33 protein-coding genes are annotated in these 18,547 nt (G+C 56.2%); all 33 read left to right on the top strand.

Annotated elements, in window-relative coordinates; translation table 11 throughout:
* The first annotated feature begins 56 nt into the window (after positions 1 to 56).
* Positions 57 to 434: a 30S ribosomal protein S12 gene (rpsL, locus tag C0V76_RS07485; RefSeq protein ID WP_101941776.1), complete on the top strand. Its 378-nt coding sequence runs from the start codon at positions 57 to 59 to the stop codon at positions 432 to 434.
* A 22-nt stretch (positions 435 to 456) separates the two neighbouring features.
* Entirely contained in the window at positions 457 to 927 is a 471-nt protein-coding gene (rpsG, locus tag C0V76_RS07480) for a 30S ribosomal protein S7 (RefSeq protein ID WP_101941775.1), read from the top strand.
* A gap of 120 nt (positions 928 to 1,047) precedes the next feature.
* The gene (gene fusA, locus C0V76_RS07475; protein ID WP_101941774.1) at positions 1,048 to 3,144 is read left to right on the top strand and encodes an elongation factor G; all 2,097 of its coding nucleotides are present in this window, start codon (positions 1,048 to 1,050) and stop codon (positions 3,142 to 3,144) included.
* 32 nt (positions 3,145 to 3,176) lie between these two features.
* Positions 3,177 to 4,367, top strand: coding sequence for an elongation factor Tu (tuf, locus tag C0V76_RS07470; protein ID WP_101941773.1), 1,191 nt, complete (start codon positions 3,177 to 3,179; stop codon positions 4,365 to 4,367).
* Between the two features lie 74 nt (positions 4,368 to 4,441).
* Entirely contained in the window at positions 4,442 to 4,753 is a 312-nt protein-coding gene (gene rpsJ / locus C0V76_RS07465) for a 30S ribosomal protein S10 (protein WP_101941772.1), read from the top strand.
* Between the two features lie 130 nt (positions 4,754 to 4,883).
* Positions 4,884 to 5,525, top strand: coding sequence for a 50S ribosomal protein L3 (gene rplC / locus C0V76_RS07460; RefSeq protein WP_101941771.1), 642 nt, complete (start codon positions 4,884 to 4,886; stop codon positions 5,523 to 5,525).
* A gap of 11 nt (positions 5,526 to 5,536) precedes the next feature.
* The gene (gene rplD, locus C0V76_RS07455) at positions 5,537 to 6,157 is read left to right on the top strand and encodes a 50S ribosomal protein L4 (RefSeq protein WP_101941770.1); all 621 of its coding nucleotides are present in this window, start codon (positions 5,537 to 5,539) and stop codon (positions 6,155 to 6,157) included.
* Positions 6,154 to 6,462: a 50S ribosomal protein L23 gene (gene rplW / locus C0V76_RS07450; protein ID WP_101941769.1), complete on the top strand. Its 309-nt coding sequence runs from the start codon at positions 6,154 to 6,156 to the stop codon at positions 6,460 to 6,462. Before rplD ends, rplW begins: the two co-directional genes overlap by 4 nt.
* Complete coding sequence (gene rplB / locus C0V76_RS07445) at positions 6,459 to 7,286, top strand: 50S ribosomal protein L2 (RefSeq protein WP_101941768.1); 828 nt, start codon at positions 6,459 to 6,461, stop codon at positions 7,284 to 7,286. The genes rplW and rplB overlap by 4 nt, the downstream gene beginning before the upstream one ends.
* Positions 7,287 to 7,295: 9 nt before the next feature.
* Positions 7,296 to 7,571: a 30S ribosomal protein S19 gene (rpsS, locus tag C0V76_RS07440; protein ID WP_101941767.1), complete on the top strand. Its 276-nt coding sequence runs from the start codon at positions 7,296 to 7,298 to the stop codon at positions 7,569 to 7,571.
* Positions 7,572 to 7,580: 9 nt separating this feature from the next.
* Positions 7,581 to 7,910 (top strand): 50S ribosomal protein L22, encoded by a 330-nt coding sequence (rplV, locus tag C0V76_RS07435; protein WP_101941766.1) that lies wholly within the window; start codon positions 7,581 to 7,583, stop codon positions 7,908 to 7,910.
* A 9-nt stretch (positions 7,911 to 7,919) separates the two neighbouring features.
* Positions 7,920 to 8,711: a 30S ribosomal protein S3 gene (gene rpsC, locus C0V76_RS07430; protein ID WP_101941765.1), complete on the top strand. Its 792-nt coding sequence runs from the start codon at positions 7,920 to 7,922 to the stop codon at positions 8,709 to 8,711.
* Complete coding sequence (rplP, locus tag C0V76_RS07425; RefSeq protein WP_095524569.1) at positions 8,695 to 9,108, top strand: 50S ribosomal protein L16; 414 nt, start codon at positions 8,695 to 8,697, stop codon at positions 9,106 to 9,108. Before rpsC ends, rplP begins: the two co-directional genes overlap by 17 nt.
* A gap of 5 nt (positions 9,109 to 9,113) precedes the next feature.
* A complete protein-coding gene (gene rpmC, locus C0V76_RS07420; RefSeq protein ID WP_101941764.1) occupies positions 9,114 to 9,305 on the top strand; it encodes a 50S ribosomal protein L29 in 192 nt (63 codons plus the stop codon).
* The gene (gene rpsQ, locus C0V76_RS07415) at positions 9,305 to 9,571 is read left to right on the top strand and encodes a 30S ribosomal protein S17 (protein WP_101941763.1); all 267 of its coding nucleotides are present in this window, start codon (positions 9,305 to 9,307) and stop codon (positions 9,569 to 9,571) included. Before rpmC ends, rpsQ begins: the two co-directional genes overlap by 1 nt.
* Positions 9,572 to 9,717: 146 nt before the next feature.
* Entirely contained in the window at positions 9,718 to 10,086 is a 369-nt protein-coding gene (gene rplN / locus C0V76_RS07410; protein ID WP_101941762.1) for a 50S ribosomal protein L14, read from the top strand.
* 9 nt (positions 10,087 to 10,095) lie between these two features.
* A complete protein-coding gene (gene rplX / locus C0V76_RS07405; RefSeq protein WP_101941761.1) occupies positions 10,096 to 10,410 on the top strand; it encodes a 50S ribosomal protein L24 in 315 nt (104 codons plus the stop codon).
* A 9-nt stretch (positions 10,411 to 10,419) separates the two neighbouring features.
* Entirely contained in the window at positions 10,420 to 10,959 is a 540-nt protein-coding gene (rplE, locus tag C0V76_RS07400) for a 50S ribosomal protein L5 (RefSeq protein ID WP_101941760.1), read from the top strand.
* Between the two features lie 7 nt (positions 10,960 to 10,966).
* Positions 10,967 to 11,272, top strand: coding sequence for a 30S ribosomal protein S14 (gene rpsN, locus C0V76_RS07395; protein ID WP_101941759.1), 306 nt, complete (start codon positions 10,967 to 10,969; stop codon positions 11,270 to 11,272).
* Between the two features lie 10 nt (positions 11,273 to 11,282).
* Positions 11,283 to 11,678, top strand: a complete 396-nt coding sequence (gene rpsH / locus C0V76_RS07390; protein ID WP_101941758.1) for a 30S ribosomal protein S8 — start codon at positions 11,283 to 11,285, stop codon at positions 11,676 to 11,678.
* Between the two features lie 12 nt (positions 11,679 to 11,690).
* Positions 11,691 to 12,224, top strand: a complete 534-nt coding sequence (rplF, locus tag C0V76_RS07385) for a 50S ribosomal protein L6 (RefSeq protein WP_101941757.1) — start codon at positions 11,691 to 11,693, stop codon at positions 12,222 to 12,224.
* A 12-nt stretch (positions 12,225 to 12,236) separates the two neighbouring features.
* Entirely contained in the window at positions 12,237 to 12,590 is a 354-nt protein-coding gene (gene rplR, locus C0V76_RS07380; RefSeq protein WP_101941756.1) for a 50S ribosomal protein L18, read from the top strand.
* Between the two features lie 11 nt (positions 12,591 to 12,601).
* The gene (gene rpsE / locus C0V76_RS07375) at positions 12,602 to 13,126 is read left to right on the top strand and encodes a 30S ribosomal protein S5 (RefSeq protein WP_101941755.1); all 525 of its coding nucleotides are present in this window, start codon (positions 12,602 to 12,604) and stop codon (positions 13,124 to 13,126) included.
* 2 nt (positions 13,127 to 13,128) lie between these two features.
* A complete protein-coding gene (rpmD, locus tag C0V76_RS07370) occupies positions 13,129 to 13,311 on the top strand; it encodes a 50S ribosomal protein L30 (protein WP_101941754.1) in 183 nt (60 codons plus the stop codon).
* Positions 13,312 to 13,313: 2 nt separating this feature from the next.
* Complete coding sequence (rplO, locus tag C0V76_RS07365; RefSeq protein ID WP_101941753.1) at positions 13,314 to 13,748, top strand: 50S ribosomal protein L15; 435 nt, start codon at positions 13,314 to 13,316, stop codon at positions 13,746 to 13,748.
* A 20-nt stretch (positions 13,749 to 13,768) separates the two neighbouring features.
* Complete coding sequence (secY, locus tag C0V76_RS07360; protein ID WP_101941752.1) at positions 13,769 to 15,094, top strand: preprotein translocase subunit SecY; 1,326 nt, start codon at positions 13,769 to 13,771, stop codon at positions 15,092 to 15,094.
* Between the two features lie 8 nt (positions 15,095 to 15,102).
* A complete protein-coding gene (infA, locus tag C0V76_RS07355) occupies positions 15,103 to 15,321 on the top strand; it encodes a translation initiation factor IF-1 (RefSeq protein WP_101941751.1) in 219 nt (72 codons plus the stop codon).
* Between the two features lie 26 nt (positions 15,322 to 15,347).
* Positions 15,348 to 15,461 carry a 50S ribosomal protein L36 gene (gene rpmJ, locus C0V76_RS07350; RefSeq protein ID WP_083917609.1) on the top strand — a complete coding sequence of 38 codons (114 nt, stop codon included), beginning with the start codon at positions 15,348 to 15,350 and terminating at the stop codon, positions 15,459 to 15,461.
* Between the two features lie 62 nt (positions 15,462 to 15,523).
* On the top strand, positions 15,524 to 15,886 hold the full coding sequence (rpsM, locus tag C0V76_RS07345; RefSeq protein ID WP_101941750.1) for a 30S ribosomal protein S13: 363 nt from the start codon (positions 15,524 to 15,526) through the stop codon (positions 15,884 to 15,886).
* 13 nt (positions 15,887 to 15,899) lie between these two features.
* The gene (gene rpsK / locus C0V76_RS07340; RefSeq protein WP_101941749.1) at positions 15,900 to 16,289 is read left to right on the top strand and encodes a 30S ribosomal protein S11; all 390 of its coding nucleotides are present in this window, start codon (positions 15,900 to 15,902) and stop codon (positions 16,287 to 16,289) included.
* Positions 16,290 to 16,305: 16 nt separating this feature from the next.
* The gene (gene rpsD / locus C0V76_RS07335) at positions 16,306 to 16,935 is read left to right on the top strand and encodes a 30S ribosomal protein S4 (protein ID WP_101941748.1); all 630 of its coding nucleotides are present in this window, start codon (positions 16,306 to 16,308) and stop codon (positions 16,933 to 16,935) included.
* Positions 16,936 to 16,973: 38 nt separating this feature from the next.
* Positions 16,974 to 17,954 carry a DNA-directed RNA polymerase subunit alpha gene (gene rpoA / locus C0V76_RS07330; protein ID WP_101941747.1) on the top strand — a complete coding sequence of 327 codons (981 nt, stop codon included), beginning with the start codon at positions 16,974 to 16,976 and terminating at the stop codon, positions 17,952 to 17,954.
* Positions 17,955 to 17,980: 26 nt separating this feature from the next.
* Positions 17,981 to 18,367, top strand: coding sequence for a 50S ribosomal protein L17 (rplQ, locus tag C0V76_RS07325; RefSeq protein WP_101941746.1), 387 nt, complete (start codon positions 17,981 to 17,983; stop codon positions 18,365 to 18,367).
* Positions 18,368 to 18,547: the final 180 nt, after the last annotated feature.

Below are 18,547 nucleotides of genomic sequence, written 5' to 3'. Positions count from 1 at the left end.
TTGATCGCGGCCCGTGTCGGAATTTTCCGGCTGGTGGTGAGATCCGAGGAAAAGTAATGCCAACTATCAATCAACTCGTTCGCAAGGGCCGCGAGGCTCAAGTGACGAAAAGCAAGGTGCCTGCTCTGGAAGCTTGTCCCCAGAAGCGTGGCGTATGTACCCGTGTTTACACCACGACCCCGAAGAAGCCGAACTCGGCTCTGCGTAAGGTTGCCAAGGTGCGTCTGACCAACGGTTTTGAGGTTATTTCCTACATCGGCGGTGAAGGCCACAACCTGCAGGAACACTCGGTTGTGCTGATTCGCGGTGGTCGTGTGAAGGATTTGCCGGGTGTGCGTTATCACATCGTGCGCGGCTCTCTTGACCTGCAAGGCGTCAAGGATCGCAAGCAATCCCGCTCCAAGTACGGCGCTAAGCGCCCGAAAAAATCCTGATCATTGACGAAAGGAGATAGACATGCCCCGTCGTCGCGAAGTACCGAAGCGTGAAATTCTGCCGGATCCGAAGTTTGGCTCCCAGGATGTTTCCAAGTTCATCAACGTCATCATGGATAGCGGCAAGAAGTCGGTTGCCGAAGGTATCGTGTATGGCGCCTTTGCTGTGATCTCCAGCAAGTCCAGCAAGGACCCTCTGGAGATCTTTTCCACTGCAATCGCCAACGTCAAGCCGGTGGTTGAGGTGAAGAGCCGTCGCGTGGGTGGTGCAAACTACCAGGTGCCGGTTGAAGTTCGTCCGAGCCGTCGTATGGCTCTGTCGATGCGCTGGCTGCGTGAAGCTGCCCGCAAGCGCTCCGAGAAGACCATGGCTCAGCGCCTGGCCGGCGAGCTGCTTGAGGCTTCTGAAGGCCGTGGCGCCGCCATGAAGAAGCGTGACGAAGTGCACCGTATGGCTGATGCCAACAAGGCGTTCTCGCACTTCCGCTTCTGATGACCGCGTGACAGGCAAGAGTCGGGCCCTGCAAAGGGCTCGATTTCTTTTAACGAAAGCCTGTTTGCATCTGCAAGATTTTGTTATTCAACCTGCTTCATTTGACTAGAGGCTGAAACCGTGGCACGCACTACCCCCATCGAGAGATATCGCAATATCGGTATCTCGGCACACATCGACGCCGGCAAGACCACCACCACCGAGCGTATCCTTTTCTACACCGGTGTTAATCACAAGATCGGCGAAGTGCATGATGGCGCTGCCACCATGGACTGGATGGAGCAGGAGCAGGAGCGTGGTATCACCATCACCTCTGCTGCCACCACCTGTTTCTGGAAGGGTATGGCCGGCAATTTCGCCGATCACCGCATCAACATTATCGACACCCCGGGGCACGTTGACTTCACGATTGAAGTCGAGCGCTCCATGCGTGTGCTGGATGGTGCTTGCATGGTTTATTGTGCTGTGGGTGGTGTTCAGCCCCAGTCTGAAACCGTGTGGCGCCAGGCCAATAAGTACAAGGTTCCGCGTCTGTCGTTCGTTAACAAGATGGACCGCACCGGCGCCAATTTTTTCAAAGTGTACGACCAGCTGCGTACCCGCCTGAGTGCCAATCCGGTTCCGGTTGTGTTGCCGATCGGTGCTGAGGAGAACTTCACCGGCGTTATCGACCTGATCAAGATGAAAGCGATCATCTGGGATGAGGCCAGCCAGGGCACCAAGTTCAGCTACGAAGAGATTCCGGCTGATATGGCTGATACGGCTGCCGAGTGGCGCGAGAAGATGGTTGAGGCTGCTGCCGAATCGTCTGAATCCATGATGGATAAGTATCTTGAGGCGGGCGATCTGTCTGAGGAAGAAATCATCAAGGGCTTGCGTGATCGCACCATCGCCTGTGAGATCCAGCCGATGCTGTGTGGTACTGCGTTCAAGAACAAGGGCGTGCAGCGTATGCTGGATGCTGTCATTGAATTTATGCCTTCGCCGGTGGATATCCCTCCGGTCAAGGGTTTGGATGAAGATGACAAGGAAACCGAGCGTCGGGCCGCTGATGACGAAAAGTTCTCGGCCTTGGCATTCAAGCTGATGACCGATAAGTATGTGGGTCAGCTGACCTTCATTCGTGTGTACTCCGGCGTGCTGAAGTCGGGCGACTCCGTGTATAACCCGATCAAGGGCAAGAAGGAACGTATTGGCCGTCTGGTGCAGATGCACGCCAATGACCGAAAGGAAATTGACGAAGTGCGCGCGGGCGACATTGCTGCCGCCATCGGCCTGTCTTCCGTGACCACGGGTGAAACCCTGTGTCCGCCCGATAGCATCGTGACCCTCGAGCGCATGGTGTTCCCGGATCCGGTGATTCACGTTGCTGTTGAGCCGAAGACCAAGGGCGACCAGGAAAAGATGGGTATCGCTCTGGGGCGTCTGGCTCAGGAAGATCCGTCCTTCCGCGTGCGTACTGATGAGGAGTCTGGTCAGACCATCATCTCCGGTATGGGCGAGTTGCACCTGGAAATTCTGGTGGACCGTATGAAGCGCGAGTTCGGTGTTGAAGCCAATGTGGGCGCACCGCAGGTGGCTTATCGCGAAACCATCCGCAAGGTTGTCGAAGATGCTGAAGGCAAGTTCGTCAAGCAGTCTGGTGGCCGTGGTCAGTATGGTCACGTCGTGATCAAGATCGAGCCGAACGAGCCGGGCAAGGGCTTTACTTTCGTGGATGCCATCAAGGGTGGTGTTGTGCCGCGCGAGTTCATTCCTGCTGTTGAAAAGGGCTTGATCGACAGCATTCCGAATGGTGTGCTGGCCGGTTTTCCGGTGGTGGATGTGAAGTGCACGCTGCACTTTGGTTCCTACCATGATGTGGACTCGAACGAAAACGCCTTCAAGATGGCCGCCTCGATGGCCTTCAAGGAGGGTTGTCGTCGCGCCAGTCCGGTGATTCTCGAGCCGATGATGGCTGTTGAGGTGGAAACGCCGGAAGACTTCATGGGCAACATCATGGGCGATCTTTCGGGTCGTCGCGGCATCGTGCTGGGCATGGAAGACCTGCCTGGCCAGATCAAGGCGATCAAGGCTGAAGTGCCGCTCGCTGAAATGTTTGGCTACTCGACCACGATGCGTTCGCTGTCGCAGGGTCGTGCTACGTACTCCATGGAGTTCAAGCACTACACCGAAGCGCCGAAGAACGTCGCTGACGCCATCATCAACAAGAAGTAATCCCATCCAATTCAAGATCGAAGGAGCTAGAAATGGCAAAGGAAAAGTTTGAACGTACGAAGCCGCACGTGAACGTCGGCACGATTGGTCACGTTGACCACGGCAAGACCACGCTGACTGCAGCCATCACTACCGTGCTGGCCTCGAAGTTCGGTGGTTCGGCCAAGGCCTACGACCAGATCGACGCAGCGCCGGAAGAAAAGGCGCGTGGTATTACGATTAATACCGCTCACGTCGAGTACGAAACCGCGAACCGTCACTACGCCCACGTGGATTGCCCGGGTCACGCTGACTACGTGAAGAACATGATTACCGGTGCTGCCCAAATGGACGGCGCCATCCTGGTGTGTTCCGCCGCTGACGGCCCCATGCCCCAGACCCGCGAGCACATCCTGCTGGCTCGTCAAGTGGGCGTGCCTTACATCATCGTGTTCCTGAACAAGTGCGACATGGTGGATGACGCCGAGCTGCTGGAACTGGTCGAAATGGAAGTGCGCGAGCTGCTCTCCAAGTACGACTTCCCGGGCGACGACGTGCCTATCGTCAAGGGCTCTGCCCTGAAGGCGCTGGAAGGCGACAAGGGTGAGCTGGGTGAAGGCGCCATCATGGCCCTGGCTGATGCGCTGGACAGCTACATCCCGACGCCTGAGCGCGCCATCGACAAGCCCTTTCTGATGCCGATCGAAGACGTGTTCTCGATCTCGGGTCGCGGCACCGTGGTGACCGGTCGCGTTGAGCGCGGCATTGTCAAGGTCGGCGAAGAAATCGAAATCGTCGGCATTAAGGACACCGTCAAGACCACCTGTACCGGCGTGGAAATGTTCCGCAAGCTGCTGGATCAGGGTCAGGCTGGCGACAACGTGGGCGTGCTGCTGCGTGGCACCAAGCGTGAAGACGTCGAGCGCGGCCAAGTGCTGTGCAAGCCGGGTTCGATCAAGCCACACACCCACTTCACGGGCGAAGTGTACGTGCTGTCGAAGGACGAAGGTGGTCGTCACACCCCGTTCTTCAACAACTACCGTCCGCAGTTCTACTTCCGTACCACCGATGTGACGGGCGCAATCTCGCTGCCGGAAGGTGTGGAAATGGTGATGCCGGGTGACAACATCCAGATGACCGTGAAGCTGATTGCTCCGATCGCCATGGAAGAAGGTCTGCGCTTCGCAATCCGCGAAGGTGGCCGTACCGTTGGCGCCGGCGTCGTCGCCAAGATCATCGAGTAATTCATGTTTGAGCGGCGCGCCTGAGTGGCGCGCCGTTTGTTCTTTGTGCTCTTTATCGCTCTTTTGGAAACATCATGGCAAATCAAAAAATCCGCATCCGTCTGAAGGCATTTGACTATCGCCTGATTGATCAGTCCGCCCAGGAAATCGTTGAAACCGCTAAGCGCACTGGCGCTGTGGTTCGTGGCCCCGTTCCCATGCCGACCAAGATTGAGCGCTTTGACATCCTGCGCTCGCCGCACGTGAACAAGTCTTCGCGTGACCAGTTCGAAATCCGTACCCATCTGCGCTTGATGGATATCATCGACCCGACCGACAAGACGGTTGACGCGCTGATGAAGCTGGATCTGCCGGCTGGCGTGGATGTTGAAATCAAGCTGCAATAACACTGCTGCTTGCGTAGTCGATCTGTTCTGAGTTAAACTCCCGCGCTTCGCGTTCAAATGGGCGCGTGAGTTTTCATTGCAGCACCAATTGCGATCCAGTCAATCGAAACTGGATCATAGGAGAAAAAACATGAGTCTAGGCCTTGTCGGTCGCAAGGTCGGCATGACTCGCATTTTTGCTGAGGACGGTGCTTCCGTTCCGGTGACAGTGCTTGACGTGTCGAACAATCGCGTGACCCAGATCAAGACCCCTGAGGTGGATGGTTATTCCGCTATTCAGGTTGCCTTTGGTGAGCGCCGCGCAAGCCGCGTAACCAAGGCGCTCGCCGGTCATATGGCTAAGGCGGGTGTTGAGGCGGGTAGCGTTATGCGCGAATTCCGTCTTTCCGCCGAGCAGATTGCCAGCTACAAGGCGGGTGATGTGATCAGCGTTGAAATCTTTGCTGTGGGTCAAAAGGTCGATGTTGTCGGCACTTCCATTGGTAAGGGTTTTGCTGGCGCCATCAAGCGTCACAACTTCAGCTCCCAGCGTGCGTCGCACGGCAACTCAGTCAGCCACAACGCTCCGGGTTCGATCGGTATGGCGCAAGATCCGGGTCGTGTTTTCCCGGGTAAGCGCATGGCTGGTCATCTGGGTGCGGCTAAGTCGACCGTCCAGAATCTGGAAGTGGTGCGTGTGGATGTCGAGCGTGGTCTGCTGCTCATCAAGGGCGCAGTTCCGGGGCATGATGGCGGAGACGTGATTGTGCGTCCGGCTGTCAAGGCTAACTGATCGGGGGCGTCATGGAACTCAAGCTGGTTAATGATCAGGGCCAGGCTTCCGCTACGGTGCAGGCTTCGGACGCGGTGTTTGCCCGCGAATACAACGAAGCGCTAGTGCATCAGCTGGTTGTGGCCTATCAAGCGAATGCCCGTTCTGGCAATCGCGCTCAAAAGGATCGTGGTGAAGTCAAGCACACTACGCACAAGCCTTTCAAGCAAAAGGGTACGGGTAATGCTCGTGCCGGTATGTCGTCTTCGCCGTTGTGGCGTGGTGGTGGTCGGATTTTCCCGAATCGCCCGGATGAAAACTTTACTCAGAAGGTGAACCGCAAGCAGTTCCGCGCAGGTATCGCATCGATCCTGTCGCAACTGGTTCGCGAGGATCGTTTGGTGGTGGTTGAGAGCTTCTCTGTTGATGCTCCCAAGACGCGTCTGCTGGCCCAGAAGCTCAAGGGCTTTGGTGCTGAGTCTGCGCTGGTCATTACTGACGAAATCGATGAAAACCTGTGGCTGTCTTCGCGCAACCTGCATAACGTGCTGGTGCTCGAAGCTCACGAAGCTGACCCGGTGTCGCTGGTGCGCTATCCGCGCGTTATCGTGACGCGCGCTGCGGTCGCCAAGATCGAGGAGATGTGGCAATGAGCTATAGCCAGGAACGACTCCTGCAGGTGCTGCTCGCCCCGCAGATTTCCGAGAAGGCGACCTCGGTTGCTGAAAAGCACGAGCAAGTGGTTTTCCGTGTGGCATCGGATGCCACCAAGCCGGAAATCAAGGCCGCTGTTGAGCTGCTCTTTAAGGTTCAGGTGGATTCCGTACAGGTTCTGAACGTTAAGGGTAAGGTAAAGCGCTTTGGCCGTTCGATCGGTCAGCGCAAGGGCTGGAAGAAGGCGTTTGTCTGCCTGAAGCCAGGCCAGGAGATCAATTTCGTTGAGGGAGGGGCCGCATAATGTTGGTCAAGGTCAAACCCACCTCTGCGGGTCGCCGCGGTCTGGTCAAGGTGGTGAATCCTGGTCTTCACAAGGGCAAGCCGTTGGCTAGCCTGGTGGAAAGCCAGTCGAAGAACGCCGGTCGCAATAACAATGGTCGCGTTACTGTTCGCCATCAGGGCGGCGGTCACAAGCAACACTACCGTTTGGTTGACTTCAAGCGCAACAAGGACGGCATTCCGGCCAAGGTTGAGCGTATTGAATACGATCCGAACCGTACTGCCAATATTGCTTTGCTGTGTTATGCAGATGGCGAGCGTCGTTACATCATCGCCCCGAAGGGCTTGGTGGTTGGTCAGGAAATCCTGAGCGGCTCCGAGGCTCCGATCAAGGCGGGTAACACTCTGCCGATTCGCAATATCCCGGTTGGTAGCACGATCCACTGCGTTGAAATGCTGCCTGGCAAGGGGGCTCAACTGGCTCGCGCTGCTGGTACTTCGGTTCAGCTGTTGGCTCGCGAAGGTATCTATGCTCAGCTGCGCCTGCGTTCCGGTGAAATCCGCCGCGTGCACATCGAGTGTCGCGCGACCATCGGCGAAGTGGGTAACGAAGAGAACAACCTGCGCAAGATCGGTAAGGCTGGTGCTCAGCGTTGGCGTGGTATTCGCCCGACCGTTCGCGGTACGGCGATGAACCCGGTGGATCACCCGCACGGTGGTGGTGAAGGCAAGACCGGCGAAGGCCGCGTGCCTGTCAGCCCGTGGGGTACTCCTGCCAAGGGCTATCGTACGCGTAACAACAAGCGTACTGACAGCATGATCGTTCAGCGTCGTCACAAGCGATAAGAGGTAGTCATGGCACGTTCCATTAAAAAAGGGCCGTTTGTAGACGACCATCTGATCAAGAAGGTTGAAGCTGCAGCGAATTCCACCGACAAGCGTCCGATCAAGACCTGGTCGCGTCGCTCGACGATTCTGCCCGAGTTCATCGGTCTGACCATCGCGGTGCATAACGGCAAGCAACATATTCCGGTGTTTGTGACTGAAAACATGGTCGGTCACAAACTTGGCGAGTTCGCGCTGACGCGTACCTTCAAGGGTCACGCCGCCAGCAAGAAGGCTAAGAGGTAAGGGGGGATCATGGAAACCAATGCAAGTTTGCGCGGTGTCCGCCTCTCCGCCCAGAAGGGTCGCCTTGTGGCTGACCTGGTTCGCGGCAAGCCGGTGGATCAAGCGCTGAACATTCTGACTTTCTGCCCGAAGAAGGGTGCTGGCATCATCAAAAAGGTGCTCGAGTCCGCTATTGCGAACGCCGAACACAATGATGGTGCTGACATTGATTCGCTGAAGGTCACGACGATTCACGTGGAAAAAGGTATGTCCCTCAAGCGTTTCACTGCCCGTGCTAAGGGCCGTGGTAACCGCATTGAGAAGCAGACCTGCCACATCTACCTGTCTGTTGGGGAATAAGGGGAGCACATGGGACAGAAAATCCACCCGACCGGTTTCCGCCTTGCGGTAACCCGGAACTGGAGCTCTCGCTGGTTCGCCAACAGCAAGAGTTTCGCGACGATGCTTCACGAAGACATCAAGGTTCGTGAGCATCTGAAGAAGAAGCTGGCGCACGCCTCTGTTGGCCGTGTGTTGATCGAGCGTCCGGCAAAGAATGCCCGCATCACCGTTTACAGCGCCCGTCCGGGTGTTGTGATTGGTAAGAAGGGTGAGGACATTGAGCAGCTGAAGGCTGATCTGCAGAAGATCATGGGCGTGCCTGTGCATGTCAATATCGAAGAGATTCGCAAGCCCGAGACGGATGCTCAGCTGATTGCTGATTCGATTGCGCAACAGCTCGAAAAGCGCATCATGTTCCGCCGCGCCATGAAGCGTGCGATGCAAAACGCCATGCGTCTGGGTGCTCAAGGCATCAAGATCATGAGCTCGGGTCGTCTGAACGGCGCCGAAATTGCCCGTACCGAGTGGTATCGCGAAGGCCGCGTGCCGCTGCATACCCTGCGTGCCGATATCGATTATGGCTTCTCTGAAGCCAGCACGACCTACGGCATTATCGGTATCAAGGTCTGGGTTTATAAGGGTGAAATGGTTGGCAAGGGCGAACAGCCGGCCGTCGTTGAAGCCAATGAAAATGAAGGTCGCAAGGCCCGTCGTCCCGCACGTAACGAAGGTGATGCCAAGCCGGCAGCCCGTCGTCCCGCTGCGCGCAAGACAGGCGCTGTGAAGAACGCAGGAGCTAGCGATGCTGCAGCCGAATAGAAGGAAGTACCGTAAGGAGCAGAAGGGTCGCAACACGGGTGTTGCTACCCGTGGCGCCAAAGTAAGCTTCGGCGAGTACGGCCTGAAGGCCATCGGCCGTGGTCGACTGACGGCTCGTCAAATCGAGTCTGCTCGTCGTGCCATGACCCGTCACATCAAGCGTGGCGGCCGTATCTGGATCCGTATTTTCCCGGACAAACCCATCTCCAAGAAGCCTGCCGAAGTTCGTATGGGTAACGGCAAGGGTAATCCGGAGTATTGGGTTGCCGAGATTCAACCGGGTAAGGTGCTGTACGAGATGGATGGTGTGGACGAGACTCTGGCTCGTGAAGCTTTCCGCCTGGCAGCTGCCAAGCTTCCGATTGAGACCGCGTTTGTGACGCGGCTTGTGGGGTAAGAAGAATGAAAGCCAATGAGTTGCGCTCCAAGGGTGCTACCGAGCTTCAGGATGAGCTGATCGCGCTGCTCAAGGAGCAGTTCTCCCTGCGCATGCAGATCGCTACGCAGCAGCTGAACAACACGTCCCAGTTGGGGCGTGTGCGTCGCGATATCGCTCGCGTTCGTACAATCCTGCGTGAAAAGGCGGTGGCGTAATGAGTGAGCAGAAACAAGTAGTGCGCCGTACGCTGAGCGGCCGTGTCGTGAGCGATAAGATGGACAAGACCGTTACCGTCTTGGTCGAGCGTCGCGTCAAGCATCCGCTGTACGGCAAGGTGATGGTGCAATCCAAGAAGTATCATGCTGACGTTGCTAACGACGTTGCCGCCGAAGGCGACCTGGTTGAGATTGAGGAGTGCGCTCCGATTTCCAAAACTAAAGCATGGCGTGTGACGCGAGTGCTTGAAAAAGCCCAAGGCTAATTCAAGTTTTTTCGCAAAACACTTGCATCCAGATCTCGAGCTAAGCTAGAATGCTTGGCTCGACTTCCTGCTAACCGCAGGGCCTTTTTCCCGGACGGGATCCAAGACTGAATGCCTTTGGTGTTCAAGTTGGATGGAGTAAAAAAATGATCCAAATGCAGACGATTCTTGACGTCGCCGACAACACGGGTGCGCGCGCAGTTATGTGCATCAAGGTGTTGGGTGGTTCCAAGCGCCGCTATGCCGGCGTTGGCGACATCATCAAGGTGAGTATCAAGGACGCAGCCCCGCGTGGCCGCGTGAAGAAGGGCGATGTCTATAACGCCGTGGTGGTTCGTACTGCCAAGGGTGTTCGTCGCAACGATGGTTCGTTGATTAAGTTTGACAAGAATGCAGCTGTGCTGCTGAACGCCAAGCTCGAGCCGATCGGTACGCGTATTTTCGGGCCGGTGACGCGTGAGTTGCGTACCGAGCGTTTTATGAAGATTGTTTCGCTGGCCCCTGAGGTCCTCTAAGGAGCGAAGATGAACAAGATTCGCAAAGGGGACGAAGTTATCGTCCTGGCGGGCAAAGACAAAGGCAAGCGCGGCACTGTGGTTCGTTGCGTAGATGCTGAGCGGGTGTTGGTTGAGGGTGTGAATCGCGTCAAGAAGCACACTAAGCCGAATCCGGTGAAGGGTCAGGTTGGCGGTATCGTCGAAAAAGAGATGCCGATCCAAATTTCCAATGTGGCGCTGTTTAATCCGGCGACGCAAAAGGCTGACCGTGTTGGCTTTAGGATCGAAGATGGTAAGAAGCTTCGTATCTTCAAGTCCAGCGGTGCTGTGGTCGGAGCGTAAGGAACTGTCATGGCTCGTCTTCAAGAATTCTATAAGTCTGAAGTGGTGGCTCAGTTGGGTCAGCGCTTTGGCTACAAGTCCATCATGGAAGTGCCGCGCATCACTAAAATCACTCTGAATATGGGGGTGGGTGAGGCTGTGGGCGACAAGAAGGTTTTGGATCATGCTGTGGGTGATATGACCAAAATTGCTGGTCAGCGTCCGGTGGTGACCAAGGCCAAAAAGTCGATCGCGGGTTTCAAAATTCGTGATGGTTATCCGATTGGCTGCATGGTTACCCTGCGTGGTCCGCGCATGTTCGAATTCCTGGATCGTCTGATTACTGTGGCTATGCCGCGTATTCGTGACTTCCGTGGCATCGTTGGCAAGGGTTTCGATGGTCGTGGCAACTACAATCTTGGTGTGAAAGAGCAGATTATTTTCCCAGAGATTGAGTACGACAAGATCGACGCACTTCGCGGTATGAACATCAGCATTACCACGACCGCCAAGACGGACGAAGAGGCGCGTGCGCTTCTCGTGGCGTTCAAATTCCCGTTCAAGAACTGAGGCTGACATGGCTAAACTGGCTCTTATCAACCGCGAAGACAAGCGTCGCAAGACGGTAGAGAAGTTCGCTGCCAAGCGCGCTGCTCTGCAAGCGGTGATTGAAGATGCGTCGCGTTCCGACGAGGAGCGCATGGAAGCGCGTCTGAAACTGCAGAAGCTGCCGCGTAATGCCAGCCCGAGCCGTCTTCGCAATCGTTGCGAACTGACTGGGCGTCCCCGTGGTGTGTTCCGTAAATTTGGTCTGTGCCGTAATAAGCTGCGTGAAGTGGCTTTCAAGGGCGAAGTGCCCGGCATGACCAAGGCTAGCTGGTAAGGAGATCGAGATGAGTATGTCTGATCCGGTCGCCGATATGCTGACGCGCATTCGTAATGCTCAGCAAGCTCAGAAGGGTGCTGTTTCCATGCCCTCCTCGAAGCTGAAAGTTGCGATCGCCCAAGTGTTGAAGGACGAAGGTTATATCGAGGATTTCGTGGTTCGCGGCGAAGCTGCTTCGCGTGAGCTTACCATTGGACTCAAGTATTACGCTGGTCGCCCTGTTATCGAGCGCATCGAGCGTGTGAGCAAGCCTGGTTTGCGCGTGTACCGCGGTTGCGATGAGCTGCCGAAGGTCATGAACGGTCTGGGTGTGGCTATCGTTTCCACCCCTGCTGGCGTGATGACTGATCGTCGTGCGCGTGCCGGCAAGGTTGGCGGCGAAGTTCTGTGCCTCGTGGCTTAAGGAGGAACGGAAATGTCGCGCGTAGCCAAGAATCCGATCGCATTGCCTGCTGGCGTTGAACTGACGCTGGCCTCCGGCGAAGTTACTGTCAAGGGCCCTCTGGGGTCGCTCAAGCAGCGTCTGCATCCGTCTGTCAGCCTTGTGCGTGATGGTGGTGTGGTCACGGTTGCTGCTGTTGAAGGTGCCGTGAATGCTGGCGCCATGTCGGGTACTACCCGCGCTCTGCTCAACAACATGGTTGTGGGTGTGAGCAAGGGTTTCGAGCGTAAGCTCACTTTGGTTGGCGTGGGCTATCGTGCCCAGGCTCAAGGTGACAAGCTGAACCTGACGCTGGGTTTCTCCCATCCGGTGGTGCATCAGATGCCTGCTGGAGTGAAGGTTGAGACCCCGACCCAGACGGAAATCGTCATTAAGGGTGTCGATAAGCAACAGGTTGGTCAGGTGGCCGCTGAAGTTCGCGCTTACCGCGCTCCTGAGCCCTACAAGGGCAAGGGTGTGCGCTACGCCGACGAGGTGGTAAGCCTGAAGGAAACCAAGAAGAAGTAAAGGCGGACGAATATGAACAAGAAAGAAGCGCGTTTGCGCAGGGCTCGCAAAACTCGGGCCCGCATCGCGGAGCAAAAAGTCGCTCGACTGACTGTGTTCCGTTCGAACTGCCACATTTATGCGCAAATCATCTCCGGTTGCGGTTCGCGCGTGCTGGCTGCTGCTTCCACTGTCGAAGCTTCCGTGAAGGGCGATCAGCCCAACGGTGGCAACGTGAGTGCAGCCGTGGTCGTCGGCAAGTTGATTGCCGAGCGCGCAGTTGCAGCAGGTATCCAGTCGGTAGCGTTCGATCGCGCCGGCTACCAGTATCACGGTCGCGTCAAGGCTCTTGCCGAGGCTGCCCGTGAAAATGGTCTCCAGTTCTGAGCGAGAGAGTCATGGCTAAGCAACAGACGAAAAAGGTTCAGGCTCAGGAAGAGCGTGACGATGGCCTGCGCGAGAAGATGGTGTCGGTCAATCGCGTGACCAAGGTTGTGAAGGGCGGTCGTATTCTTGGCTTCGCCGCTCTGACCGTGGTTGGCGACGGCGACGGTGGTATCGGCATGGGCAAGGGCAAGTCCCGCGAAGTGCCGGTGGCCGTGCAGAAGGCCATGAACGAAGCCCGCGCCAAGATGGCCAAGGTTTCGCTCCGCAACGGCACTCTACAGCACTCGGTGGTTGGCAAGCACGGCGCAGCTGTTGTGCTGATGCAACCGGCCCCGAGCGGTACGGGCATCATTGCTGGTGGCGCAATGCGCGCTGTCTTCGAGGTGATGGGCGTTACCGACGTGATCTGCAAGTGCCTGGGCTCCACCAATCCGTACAACGTTGTGCGCGCTACGCTGAATGGCCTCTTTGCCACCAGCACTGCCGCTGAAATTGCCGCCAAGCGTGGCAAGCGCGTTGAAGAAATTCTGGGGTAATCATGGCTGACAAGAAAATTCGCGTCACGCTCATCAAGAGCTTGATCGGCACGAAGCAGCCGCACCGCGCCACTGTACGTGGCCTCGGTCTGCGTCGTATCAATCACACCGTGGAACTTGAAGATACGCCCGCTGTACGCGGCATGATCAACAAGGTTTCCTACCTGGTTAAGAGCGAGGGGTAATCATGGAACTCAATAAGCTGCAACCCGCTGAGGGTTCCAAGAAGGCTCGTCGTCGCGTTGGTCGTGGTATCGGTAGCGGCTTGGGCAAAACTTGTGGCCGTGGTCACAAAGGCCAGAAATCTCGTGCGGGCGGTTTTCACAAAGTCGGTTTCGAAGGCGGCCAGATGCCTATGCAGCGTCGTCTGCCGAAGCGCGGCTTCGTGTCGCTGACGGCTTCGCGTAACGTCGAAGTGCGTCTGAGTGAGCTCGCTGCGCTGCCGATTGATGATATCGATCTGCTGTCGCTGAAGCAGGCTGGCATTGTGGCAATCGAAGCCTTGTCTGCAAAGGTGATCCTTTCAGGTTCCATCGAGCGCAAGGTTACTCTGCGTGGCGTTGGTGCCACCAAGGGTGCGCGCGCTGCGATTGAAGCTGCTGGCGGTTCGGTCGCTGAGTAATCACGGGACGGGATAGCTACGTGGCCACTCAATCGCCAGTGCTGGGCAAGTCGGGAAAGTTCGCCGATCTGAAGCGTCGTCTGTGGTTCCTTCTGGGGGCCCTGGTGGTGTATCGCGTCGGTGCGCATATTCCTGTCCCCGGAATTGATCCGGTCGAACTCGCCAAGTTGTTTGAAACCCAGAAAAACGGGATTCTTGGTGTCTTCAACCTGTTTTCCGGCGGTGCGTTATCTCGTTTTACGATCTTTGCGCTGGGCATAATGCCTTACATTTCCGCGTCCATCATCATGCAGTTGATGGCGATTGCGTCGCCTCAGCTCGAGGCGCTGAAAAAGGAAGGTGAGGCAGGGCGTCGTAAGATTACGCAGTACACCCGCTACGGAACCGTCGCATTGGCGATTTTCCAGTCCGTCGGTATTTCGATGATGCTGGAGCAGCAGCCGAATCTGGTTATTGATCCAGGTTTGTTGTTCCGTCTCACCGCGGTTTCGACCCTGGTGACTGGCACGATGTTCATGATGTGGCTGGGTGAGCAGATTACTGAGCGTGGTATCGGCAATGGCATCTCGATTCTGATTTTTGCTGGTATAGCGTCGGGCTTGCCTACTTCAATTGGCGGCTTGCTGGAATTGGTTCGCACAGGGGCACTGCATTCGGTCTGGGCGCTGTTCATCTGTGTGCTGGTTGTGCTGGTTACAGCTTTCGTTGTGTATGTCGAACGCGGTCAGCGCAAGATTTTGGTGAATTACGCCAAACGCCAGGTTGGTAACAAGATTTATGGTGGTCAGAGTTCGCATCTCCCGTTGAAGCTGAACATGTCGGGTGTGATACCGCCGATCTTCGCGTCGTCGATCATTCTGTTCCCGGCTACTGCAGCCCAGTGGTTTGGATCTTCTGACAGCATGCGCTGGCTCAAGGATATTGCAGCGACCCTTTCACCGGGGCAGCCTATTTACATCCTGTTGTACTGCGCAGCAATTGTGTTCTTCTGCTTCTTCTATACTGCGCTGGTCTTTAATTCGAAAGAGACTGCCGACAATCTGAAGAAGAGTGGTGCTTTCGTTCCAGGGATTCGTCCTGGTGAGCAGACTGCTCGTTACATTGACAAGATCCTGATGCGTCTGACGCTGATTGGTGCTGCTTATGTGACGCTTGTTTGCTTGCTGCCTGAATTCTTGATTTTGAAGTGGCAGGTGCCGTTCTACTTCGGTGGAACGTCGCTGCTGATCATTGTGGTGGTGACGATGGATTTTATGGCTCAAGTTCAGGCCTACGTCATGTCCCACCAGTACGAAAGCCTCCTTAAAAAGGCGAATTTCAAGGGTAGTCCAGGATTGCCCCGGTAAATAGCGTCATGTCGAAGGAAGATGCCATCGAGTTCCAGGGCGAAGTCATCGAAACTTTGCCCAACGCAACTTTCAGGGTGAAACTGGAAAATGGTCATATCGTCCTGGGCCATATTTCAGGAAAGATGCGGATGCACTATATCCGTATCCTCCCTGGCGACAAGGTCACCGTACAGCTGACGCCGTACGACCTGAGCAAGGGACGTATCACATTCCGCTCGAAGTAAGACGGAACGGTTATTAGGAGTAAGAAATGAGAGTACAAGCTTCTGTTAAGCGGATCTGCCGCAAGTGCAAGATCATCCGTCGCAAGGGCGTGGTTCGCGTTATCTGTGAAGATCCGCGTCACAAACAGCGTCAGGGTTGATTTTGAGCCCCGTTTTCTTTAAACTTATGCGTTTCGCTTTTCCGCGATAAAAGGGTAAGTTCATGGCCCGTATTGCTGGTGTCAATATTCCGAATCACAAGCACGCCGAGATCGCGCTGACTGCCATTTATGGCATCGGCCGTAACCGTGCCCAGAAGATCTGTGATGCTGCAGGTGTTACCCGCAGCGCCAAGATGAAAGACCTTACCGAAGAGCAGATGGATCGTCTGCGCGAAGAGGTAGGCAAGTTCACCGTAGAAGGTGATCTTCGCCGCGAGGTCACCATGAATATCAAGCGTCTTATGGACCTTGGTTGCTATCGTGGTGTTCGTCATCGTCGTGGTTTGCCGGTTCGCGGTCAGCGTACCCGCACCAATGCTCGTACCCGCAAGGGCCCGCGCAAGACGATGGCTGGCAAGAAGTAATCTGGGGTAGATCATGGCAAAGACCGTTGCGAAGATTCGCAAAAAAGTAAAAAAGAACGTTGCTGAAGGGATTGCGCATATCCATGCATCCTTCAACAACACCATCGTGACGATCACTGATCGTCAAGGCAACGCACTGTCGTGGGCGACCTCTGGCGGTGCTGGCTTCAAGGGCTCCCGCAAGAGCACGCCTTTTGCTGCCCAGGTGGCTGCTGAGGCTGCTGGCAAGGCAGCTCAAGAGTGCGGTGTGAAGAATCTGGAAGTGCGCATCAAGGGGCCGGGTCCGGGTCGTGAGTCTGCAGTGCGGGCATTGAACGCGCTGGGCCTCAAGATCACGTCGATTACCGACATTACCCCTGTGCCGCATAACGGTTGCCGTCCGCCGAAGCGTCGCCGCATCTAATTAGGAGCAAAAGAACGTGGCTCGCAATCTCGATCCGAAGTGCCGTCAGTGCCGCCGTGAAGGTGAAAAGCTGTTCCTGAAGGCCGAAAAATGTTTTACCGACAAGTGTGCAATCGAACGTCGTTCGTATGCGCCGGGTCAGCATGGTCAGAAGTCTGGCCAGCGTTTGTCTGGTTATGGCCAGCAACTGCGTGAAAAGCAGAAGATCCGTCGCATCTACGGTGTGCTTGAGCGCCAGTTCCGCAAGGTTTATGCCGAAGCTGATCGCCGCAAGGGACAGACCGGTGAAAACATGCTGCAGTTGCTCGAAGGCCGTCTGGATGCTGTTGCCTACCGCATGGGTTTTGGCGGTTCGCGCGCTGAAGCTCGTCAGGTTGTGCGTCACAACGGTGTGCTGGTTAACGGTAAGCGTGTGAATATCCCGTCCTACACCATGCGTCCCGGTGACGTGGTTCAGCTGACCGATGCCGCCCGTGCCCATCTGCGCACCAAGGCTGCACTCGAGGCTGCTGAAGGCCGTGGCTTCCCGGAGTGGCTCGAAGTGGATGCTAAGGCTGCCAAGGGCACCTTTAAGGCTTTCCCGCAGCGCGCCGAACTGCCTTCGACCATCAATGAAAGCCTGGTTGTCGAACTCTACTCGCGTTAATGCGGGCTCAAGCAGTTCATAACTGACAAGGATAGGACATGCAGAGTAATAGCCTCCTGAAACCCCGCATCATCGATGTGCAGAGCATCTCCCCGGTTCATGCCGTTGTGGTGATGGAGCCCTTCGAGCGTGGTTACGGGCATACCCTTGGTAACGCGCTGCGCCGCATCCTGCTCTCTTCGTTGCCGGGTTACGCCCCGACAGAAGTCTCCATCGATGGCGTGCTCCATGAGTACTCCACGCTGGATGGCGTGCGCGAAGACGTGGTCGACATCCTGCTTAATTTGAAGGGTGTCGTGCTGAAGCTGCATAACCGTGCTGAAGTGACGCTGCGTCTTTCCAAGTCCGGCGAAGGCGTGGTGAAGGCCAGCGATATCGAAGTCAGCCATGACGTCGAAATCATCAACCCGGATCATGTGATTGCTCACTTGGCTCCGGGCGGCAAGCTGGATATGCAGATCAAGGTCGAGCAAGGCCGCGGCTACGTGCCGGGTAATGTGCGTCCGCTCAATGGCGACAACAAGGTGATCGGCCGCATCGTTCTGGACGCATCGTTCAGTCCGGTTCGCCGTGTCAGCTATCAGGTCGAAAGCGCTCGCGTCGAGCAGCGCACCGATCTGGACCGTCTGGTGATCGATATCGAGACCAACGGCGCTGTGGATCCGGAAGAGTCGATCCGGTTTGCTGCTCGCGTGCTGATGGATCAGCTGTCCGTGTTTGCTGATCTGGAAGGTACTCCGGTTGCCAAGGAAGAAGCCAAGGCTCCTCAGATCGATCCGATCCTGATGCGCCCGGTTGATGACCTTGAACTGACGGTTCGTTCCGCCAATTGCCTCAAGGCTGAAAACATTTACTACATCGGCGATCTCATTCAGCGTACTGAAACTGAGCTGCTCAAGACCCCGAATCTGGGTCGCAAGTCGCTCAACGAGATCAAGGATGTGCTCGCTTCGCGTGGTCTCACGCTGGGCATGAAACTGGAAAACTGGCCGCCGGCCGGTCTTGAAAAGACCGCCTGAGCTGCAAGCAATAGGGAATAACGAAAATGCGTCACGGTAACGGCCTCCGCAAGCTCAACCGCACCAGCGCCCACCGCAAGGCTCTGCTGCAAAACCTTTCGAACGCGCTGCTGCGTCACGAAGTGATCAAGACCACTTTGCCCAAAGCAAAGGAACTTCGTCGTGTGGTGGAGCCGCTGATCACCCTCGGCAAGACTCCGTCTCTCGCCAATCACCGCTTGGCGTTTGCCCGCCTGCGTGATCGCGAAATGGTGCTGAAGGTGTTCAACGAACTGGGCCCGCGTTTTGCCAGCCGTAACGGTGGCTATCTGCGCATCCTGAAGTGCGGCTTCCGCGTCGGTGACAATGCACCGATGGCTTACGTCGAACTGCTGGATCGTCCGGAAGGTACCGAGGCTGTTGCCGCTGAGTAATCAGCTTCGCCAGTTTCATCGAAAAGCCCGCTCTTGAGCGGGCTTTTTGTTTGTGGTGCACTGAATATTCTTTGCGATAGAGCTTGTGCTTGTCTTGGGGGCTATTGCGTGAGGCGGCTAATTTGCCTGTCTGGCGCTGGCTAGGGAGCAATGCTGGAGCCGCACTTTCGGCAGAAAGCG

The organism is Uliginosibacterium sp. TH139 (genome assembly GCF_002855595.1).
Classification (GTDB): domain Bacteria; phylum Pseudomonadota; class Gammaproteobacteria; order Burkholderiales; family Rhodocyclaceae; genus Uliginosibacterium; species Uliginosibacterium aquaticum.
This window is presented reverse-complemented; position numbering and strand designations above follow the sequence as displayed.